This window comes from Bacteroides sp. B1-V-101 (assembly GCF_023656585.1).
Classification (GTDB): Bacteria; Bacteroidota; Bacteroidia; order Bacteroidales; family Bacteroidaceae; genus Bacteroides; species Bacteroides thetaiotaomicron.
On the sequence record NZ_JAMOKH010000036.1, the window covers coordinates 59,677 to 67,750 of the forward strand.

Annotated in this window: 8 protein-coding genes and 1 pseudogene; 4 read left to right on the forward strand and 5 right to left on the reverse strand. The window is 37.5% G+C overall.

The window, feature by feature from the left end; all coding sequences use genetic code 11:
- The first annotated feature begins 103 nt into the window (after positions 1 to 103).
- Complete coding sequence (uvrB, locus tag NBH01_RS20935; protein WP_008765082.1) at positions 104 to 2,137, forward strand: excinuclease ABC subunit UvrB; 2,034 nt, start codon at positions 104 to 106, stop codon at positions 2,135 to 2,137.
- Positions 2,138 to 2,413: 276 nt separating this feature from the next.
- Here uvrB and NBH01_RS20940 read toward each other — a convergent pair whose 3' ends face one another.
- Entirely contained in the window at positions 2,414 to 3,118 is a 705-nt protein-coding gene (locus tag NBH01_RS20940) for an SGNH/GDSL hydrolase family protein (protein ID WP_070749998.1), read from the reverse strand.
- A 315-nt stretch (positions 3,119 to 3,433) separates the two neighbouring features.
- Between NBH01_RS20940 and NBH01_RS20945 the strand changes: the two genes are divergently transcribed.
- The 3 genes from NBH01_RS20945 (at position 3,434) to NBH01_RS20955 (ending at position 5,450) form a co-directional block, all read left to right on the forward strand.
- Entirely contained in the window at positions 3,434 to 4,102 is a 669-nt protein-coding gene (locus tag NBH01_RS20945) for a DUF4919 domain-containing protein (protein ID WP_250700272.1), read from the forward strand.
- The gene (locus NBH01_RS20950) at positions 4,099 to 4,743 is read left to right on the forward strand and encodes a SanA/YdcF family protein (RefSeq protein WP_061473556.1); all 645 of its coding nucleotides are present in this window, start codon (positions 4,099 to 4,101) and stop codon (positions 4,741 to 4,743) included. Before NBH01_RS20945 ends, NBH01_RS20950 begins: the two co-directional genes overlap by 4 nt.
- Before the next feature lie 224 nt (positions 4,744 to 4,967).
- Positions 4,968 to 5,450 carry an alanyl-tRNA editing protein gene (locus tag NBH01_RS20955; RefSeq protein ID WP_250700273.1) on the forward strand — a complete coding sequence of 161 codons (483 nt, stop codon included), beginning with the start codon at positions 4,968 to 4,970 and terminating at the stop codon, positions 5,448 to 5,450.
- 263 nt (positions 5,451 to 5,713) lie between these two features.
- Here NBH01_RS20955 and NBH01_RS20960 read toward each other — a convergent pair whose 3' ends face one another.
- The 4 genes and pseudogenes from NBH01_RS20960 to NBH01_RS20975 form a co-directional block, all read right to left on the reverse strand.
- Entirely contained in the window at positions 5,714 to 6,340 is a 627-nt protein-coding gene (locus NBH01_RS20960; RefSeq protein WP_016267334.1) for a hypothetical protein, read from the reverse strand.
- Positions 6,341 to 6,390: 50 nt separating this feature from the next.
- On the reverse strand, positions 6,391 to 6,690 hold the full coding sequence (locus tag NBH01_RS20965; protein WP_250700274.1) for a hypothetical protein: 300 nt from the start codon (positions 6,688 to 6,690) through the stop codon (positions 6,391 to 6,393).
- A 298-nt stretch (positions 6,691 to 6,988) separates the two neighbouring features.
- The gene (locus tag NBH01_RS20970) at positions 6,989 to 7,189 is read right to left on the reverse strand and encodes a hypothetical protein (protein ID WP_250700275.1); all 201 of its coding nucleotides are present in this window, start codon (positions 7,187 to 7,189) and stop codon (positions 6,989 to 6,991) included.
- Positions 7,190 to 7,416: 227 nt separating this feature from the next.
- A pseudogene (locus tag NBH01_RS20975) lies at positions 7,417 to 7,952 on the reverse strand (penicillin-binding transpeptidase domain-containing protein); the annotation flags it as partial.
- Positions 7,953 to 8,074 lie beyond the last annotated feature (122 nt).

Here is an 8,074-nt window from a genome sequence, read left to right on the forward strand (position 1 = left end):
TTTCATGATATTAATATGTTGCAAAGTAAAGGATTTATTTGGAAAAATGATTTGTTATCTCAATTATTTTGCCGAATATTGCTCCACTTTTTAGGATTTAACTATGAATTTTGAACTAACATCAGCTTACAAACCTACCGGGGATCAACCGGAAGCGATCGCCCAGCTTACTGAGGGGGTACTTCAAGGAGTTCCCGCACAGACTTTATTGGGGGTTACCGGATCGGGAAAAACGTTCACCATCGCCAATGTAATCGCCAACATCAACAAGCCTACGTTGATATTGAGCCACAACAAGACATTGGCTGCGCAGCTATACAGCGAGTTCAAGGGATTCTTCCCCAATAACGCCGTAGAATATTACGTTTCATATTACGACTACTATCAGCCGGAAGCCTATCTGCCAAATTCAGATACATATATAGAAAAGGATCTCGCCATCAATGACGAGATTGACAAGTTACGTCTCGCCGCTACCTCCTCCCTGCTTTCAGGCCGGAAAGATGTGGTAGTCGTTTCCTCAGTCTCCTGTATTTACGGTATGGGGAACCCGTCGGATTTCTATAAAAATGTAATCGAAATTGAACGGGGACGGATGCTCGACCGTAATGTTTTCCTGCGCCGTCTTGTGGACAGCCTGTATGTCCGTAATGATATCGATTTGAATCGTGGCAATTTCCGCGTTAAAGGAGATACGGTCGACATTTTCCTTGCGTACTCGGACACTCTGCTTCGTGTCACTTTCTGGGGAGACGAGATTGATGGTATAGAAGAAGTGGACCCGATTACCGGTGTGACTACCGCTCCTTTCGAAGCCTATAAGATCTATCCCGCCAATTTATTTATGACCACCAAGGAAGCCACTCTTCGTGCCATCCACGAAATAGAGGACGACTTGACCAAACAAGTAGCGTTCTTCGAATCTATCGGCAAAGAATATGAAGCGAAACGATTGTACGAGCGGGTTACGTATGACATGGAAATGATCCGGGAATTAGGGCACTGTTCCGGCATTGAGAATTATTCCCGTTATTTCGACGGTCGCGCTGCCGGCACCCGTCCTTATTGCCTTCTCGATTTCTTCCCGGATGACTTTTTGCTGGTTATTGACGAAAGTCATGTAAGCGTGCCGCAGGTTCGCGCCATGTATGGAGGCGACCGTGCCCGTAAAATCAATCTGGTAGAATACGGATTCCGACTGCCTGCCGCAATGGACAACCGCCCTCTGAAATTTGAAGAATTTGAGGAGATGACCAAACAAGTGATTTACGTCAGTGCTACCCCGGCAGAATATGAGCTGATACAATCGGAAGGAATCGTTGTAGAACAAGTGATCCGCCCTACCGGTCTGCTTGATCCTGTTATTGAAGTACGCCCGAGTCTCAATCAAATTGACGACCTGATGGAAGAAATTCAGCTGCGCATCGAAAAAGAAGAACGGGTACTTGTCACGACACTTACGAAACGTATGGCGGAAGAGCTGGCAGAATACCTTCTCAACAATAATGTGAGATGTAACTATATCCATAGCGATGTAGATACATTAGAACGTGTGAAGATCATGGATGACTTGAGACAAGGCGTTTACGACGTACTTATCGGTGTCAATCTGCTTCGTGAAGGTCTTGACCTTCCGGAAGTATCCCTTGTCGCTATTCTCGATGCCGATAAGGAAGGATTCCTCCGTTCGCATCGCTCATTGACCCAGACTGCAGGCCGTGCTGCCCGTAATGTAAACGGAAAAGTAATCATGTATGCAGATAAAATAACAGACAGTATGCGGCTTACGATTGATGAAACGAACCGTCGACGCGAGAAACAGCTCGCTTACAATGAAGCGAACGGCATCACCCCACAACAAATCAAGAAGGCCAGAAACTTATCTGTATTTGGCAGTCCAAGTTCCGAAGCCGATGAGTTGCTGAAAGAAAAACACGCTTATGTGGAACCTTCTTCACCTAACATCGCAGCCGACCCAATCGTACAATACATGAGCAAAGCTCAAATGGAAAAGAGCATAGAGCGTACCCGCAAATTAATGCAGGAGGCCGCCAAAAAGCTGGAATTTATTGAAGCTGCCCAATATCGGAACGAGCTGCTGAAACTGGAAGATTTGATGAAAGAAAAGTGGGGATAAACGGCTTATAAACATCAATAAATCTATAAGAAACCCGTGCTTTTGCTAATTAGTGTTATAAAAACACCTATTTAAGAGAAATAATTTGCAGATTTCGCAAAAGCCCGTATCTTTGCATTGTGTTTTTCATAGTATTAGATTTAAGGTTAACAAAGGTTGGAGCAAGGCGTTGCTCCTTTTTTTATGCCCATACCCCATCTTAGCATCTTCCGATCCTACAAAAATACCCCTTGAAATCTTATCAAAGGGCATTTTTTATCTACACTCTATCTATAATTAAAGCGCTTTTTCAATAGCCTGTTTAATGAGTGCTTCCATAATATCATATCCTTCTCCTGTAGGATGTACCCCATCTTTCGTATATTGAGGATTCAAGGCCTTGTTATCGCCCACCACCATTGGCTGATAATAATTCACAAACGGAATTTTATTAGCTTTGGCGTAAGCTTCTATGCGGGCATTCAATGACTGAATCTTTTGAGGAGCATCTTTAATCTCCCGTCTCCACGGAAATTCAGCTGCCGGCAATACTGAAGTCAGAATCACTTTGATTTTATTTGCCTTCGCCAGTTCTGCCATAGATGCAATATTTCCGAATGTATAATCTTCATTATAAGCACCTGTATTTTCGGCTACATCATTTGTTCCTGCATTAATGACAACCAATGCCGGAGAAAGATTGATCACATCTTCCCTAAAACGAAGCAAGAACTGATAGGACGTCTGGCCACTGATACCACGACCGATATATCCATTCGTTTTGAAGAAATCAGGATGTGTCCTCACCCATCCTTCCGTAATGGAATTGCCCATAAAGACCACTCTTTTTTCCTTCTTTACAGGTTGTGCAAGTGCCGCATTCTCTGTCGCATAACGCTTGTAATTAGCGAACTCATGTTTCTGTGCATAGGTCTCTCCTACTGAGAAACTCAAACAAACGATGGCCAATAACATCCATTGACCCAGTCTTTTCTTTTTCATATACGTAGTATAAAGATTAGTAATTCAAATTGGTTGCAAAGATAAAAAAACTCTTTATATGAACGATCAAATACCGAATATCCGTTAAGCGGAAAGGGAAAATTCTTAATCTATGTTATATAACATAAGATTTTCCTTGGTTAATTTGCTAAGTTCACAGAAGTCCGTATCTTTGCAATGTGTTTTTCATAGTATTAGATTTAAGGTTAACAAAGGTTGGAGCAAGGCGTTGCTCCTTTTTTTATGCCTATACGCTTGGTTTCCTAAAAAAGAATGGTATTTTTGTGAATCATAATACCCTAAAAAAACACTGTCATGAAAAAGCTCATTACCCTTTTCTTTATAAGCATACTTAGCCTTCAGGTTTATTGTTCCGCACAAGAAATATTAAAAGTGGATTATCCGGCCATCAAAGAGTATGTGACTAATCACAACACGGAGTTCCAAAAGCTCATGCAACGTTTTGAAGAGAATGATACCTTACTCACCCGGCAAGATCATGTCATGCTATATTACGGATATTCATTCACACCAGCTTACAAAGGAAGTATGGATGATTTTCAGGATTTCCGAAAGTTGATTAAAGAAGAAAAGTATGAAGATGCTTATAATATCGGCAAAGAACTACTAAAAAAGAATCCGGTGTCTCTCCAATTACTATATAATATGTACGGAATAGCCGGTTTGCTCCAGAAAGACATCCGGGAAATAAAACACTATTCAAAGAGATACGCAGCCTTGCTTACTATGATTGCGCTTACAGGTGACGGTACAAGCGAAGAGACAGCATTTAAGGTTATCTGCGTAAATGACGAATACCAACTGCTGAATATGTTATTCAAGATGGAGAACATGAAAGGTCAATCGCTAGTCAATAAATGTGATCTGATAGAGTTTGATAAATGCCAGTACTATGAAGGAAATCAAATGTATTTCGACATTAGCCGTTCCCTTGATTATATGAGTGAATTATTCGGAAAATGAAAAAAAAGCTATTCTATATCACACTGATAATTGCCATACTTTGTGTTATCAGTATCTTTATCTGCGACTGGACCATCAAGAAGAATGCAGTCTCCTGCATCTATACTGAAATCAGTGATATTCCTGCAAACAATGTAGGTCTGCTTCTCGGCACCTCTCCCAAGCTAAAAAGCGGGAATAACAATTTATATTTTGACTATCGCATTGATGCGGCGGTTGAATTGTACAAGGCAGGCAAAATTAATTATATTCTTATCAGTGGAGATAATCGCAAAGAAGAGTATAACGAACCGGAAGAAATGAAGAAAGCGCTTATGCAAAAAGGTGTTCCTGAAAAGTCTATCTATTTAGATTATGCCGGTTTTCGTACCCTTGACTCTGTTGTGCGTGCTAAAGAAGTATTCGGTCAGACCCGTCTGACCATCATTTCTCAACGATTTCACAATGAGCGGGCTATTTATCTTGCCGAAAAGAATGGGATTACCGCCATCGGTTTTAATGCCAGGGATGTAGACGTCTATGCAGGATTGAAAACCAATATCAGAGAATTATTTGCAAGGGTCAAGATGTTTATCGATTTAGCGATAGATAAGCAACCGCATTTCCTGGGAGAAAAGTACAAACTGCCATCCGGCAAATAAGAAAATATCAAAGACAAAAAGTTATTGAAAAATTTATGGAACAACAACCTCAACTCAATGATCACAACAAACAGGAGTACCCTCCTATGCATACAGCAGAGCATTTACTAAATGCCACTATGGTAAAAACTTTCGGTTGCCCTCGCTCAAGAAATGCCCATATAGAAAGGAAAAACTCAATTACTATTGTACATTTATAAAGCATCACTAATAATCAACTAGTTATGAACAATATGTTAAATACTCATAATAAAATCGAGTTTCCACCAATGCACACAGCAGAACATATTTTAAATCAGACAATGATTAGAATGTTTGGCTGTGAAAGGTCAAAAACAAACCATATTGAGAAAAAGAAAAGCAAATGCGATTATATTTTATCCAATGCTCCCACCCCTAATGAGATTTTGGAAATTGAAAATCGAGTTAATGAAATTATATCGCAAAACCTACCTGTCAAAATTTCTTTAGTAGACAAAAAAGACGTTCCTTATTGCGTCGACTTAAGCAAACTACCAGAAGATGCAAGTCAAATATTAAGACTTGTATATGTAGGAGATTACGATATTTGCGCTTGTATTGGATTACACGTAAGCAATACCTCTGAAATTGGGAAGTTTAAAATCATTAGCAGTGATTATGCAGAAGGTAAGTTTAGAATTAGATTTAAACTTGAGAATTGTCCATTCATAGAGACTAGACAATAGAGTAATCATCTTAACATCCATTTAAACATTTAACACATATATTACTTTTACCACCTTCTTCATATACACAAAAAAGCCAACTACCATTTCTGATAGTTGGCTATAAATTTAAAAATTAAAATTCTAGCGAATGGAACGCCTTCAGTCCTATCGGACTTCGGCTCTTTCAAATCTTAAACTCATCACAGAGCATCAGACATTTTCCTAAAAGACGTTTTTACGAATAATCAGAAACTTTCTCGCATATTTTTCATTTTCATCTATCACGTTATCATCTTCTTATTACCAATAGCTTCATTTCGCAGTTTAACTACCTCGTTTAGCAATTCCTTTAATATATCATTAACATAATACATATCAATACATACATCAGTATATACTTCTTCTGGTAGTTGCATATCTTTTATCTTATAACCTTTGCCTTTATACCCTACATGAAGAAGACTATTTTTATCATCACCCTGTATTAACATGGATTTATCTCGTTTATTGGTTGGATGAATCCATTGACATCCTTCTTTATAGATACTAGTTATGCCATGATATTTTTCTTCTAATTTGGATAAGAGAAAATTCGCAGTAAGTGGGTTTCCTTCAAATTTTAGTTTATTAATACTCATTCCCCTATCATAATAATCAAAGAACGTTTGCTTATTCTTCATTATGATGCAAGCATATACTAATAGGCAAATATCAACCTGCGCTCTTATTAATTGTATAGAACAAATTACATTTTTGGCATTGCATAATAATGTGAAACCATCATATACATGATGGGAAGAAAGCACAATCCCCATGATGAAAGATGTATATCTATTCTTCTCTAAATCATCTGTAAATGTCTCCTTTACTATATCACAAAACCAATAACCAATATTTTTAAACTCCATAATAAATAATTCTAAATAAAAAAGGCTAGCCTAAGCTAGCCTAAAATGTATTAAAACCCTAGTAAGCCTTTTAGAGCTTCTTTCTCGTCCTCACTAAGAGAAGAAATTAAATTACTCGCTTTAGCCTTTCTCATTTCAGAAGCAAGTGCTTCACCTGAATTGATAACTACATTCAAGTTAGCTATATAAGTTTCATATCTTCCAATATAAGTCTTACATTTAGCAATAACTTGTTCTGGAGTTTCTCCATCTGAAACAAATAAACCAACACCAAAGGTTTTACTCAATTTACTACGATCGTTAGACACTAGAGCTTCAAGTACATTTGCAGAATCTAAAGAATTTGACATAATATAAAGGTTTTAAATTATGCCAGCACTACTACTGGCTATTCAGACTATAGTGCCTTATCTTTAAATTCGATGCAAAACTACTACAATATTTTGAATGCACAACAAAAAGCCTGCAATACTAAATAAAACTACAGTATAAAATTTTCAATACTTCAAACTATTTATAAATGAGCAACCTTAAACTATATTAATAGTATGAGTTTAGCTAATCCATAGAAGTATCCATATACACTTACTGATAGAATAGAAGCTAGTATTACTCCCAAAACTATTACTCCTATAATAAATACCCACATTAGAAGGATAAACCACCAACTCTTACATATCTCATTAGCGTTCTTCTCCATATTATAATATGTATTAGGGAAGACTTGTATATTCTCAAGTAACATTTATCTACTGCATCCTTCTTTTCTGGCTTCATTCTATCTACTATACTTTGAGCTTCTTCTAATGTCATATCACCTGTATCTGTATCTCTTAAATTATATCTCATACATTGAATTGCTTCATTATCTGAATCTAGGTTATCTATTAGCACTTTAATTGCTTTAGTCTGTTTCGTAGTAAGAAAGATGTTATTCATTATAGATTAATTTGAAAATTGGTATTGCTAATCTCTTTAAATCAAAAACAGCAAATGAGGAATCTCAAATGCTGTTTTCTAATATACGAAAGAGTACTAATAATTTCAGTATGTACTCTTTATTTTTTAAGTTGATGTCAGTTGCTCATGTAATCAACTATTTTCCTAAAGACATCACCTGCCATTAATCCACCACTAGCAGGCAAACCAATCTTATTAATGGATACGATGATACTATACTTAGGATTATCAGCAGGGAAATAGCCACAAAACTGTACTGCATACATATCCATAGTACTATTCTCACTAGTAGATAATGAAGTAGTTCCCTGCATACCTGCAACTACTACTTTATCAGACTTAGCAGGTTGTCCCAAGCCATCAGTACATTAAATACTAGAGCTTCCTTCAAACTGTCAATACTAGCCTTACTTGCTATTTGTGGATTAATAACTACTACACTATCCTTATATAGTTGAGGCTGTATCATCTTCCCATTATTGGCGATAGCATTATAGAAAGTAAGCATTTGAATAGGTGCCATTCGTTGGTTGTATCCAATACTAAACCATGCAAAAGCAGTCTTAGTCCAATTACTATCTTTTGGAGTTGCAAAGTATGCAGGTTTCAAATTGGCTATACCTATAATACTATCTGGTTTACCATAATCCATTGTAAGCCCCCGATAAAGTACCCGTTGTCTTTGTATCTTTAAGTCTCGATCTTTGCCAGAAAAAAGACTATGCAAAAAATGAGTAAAGAAGAATTCATTGAAATCCTGTCTCGTCAACAGCG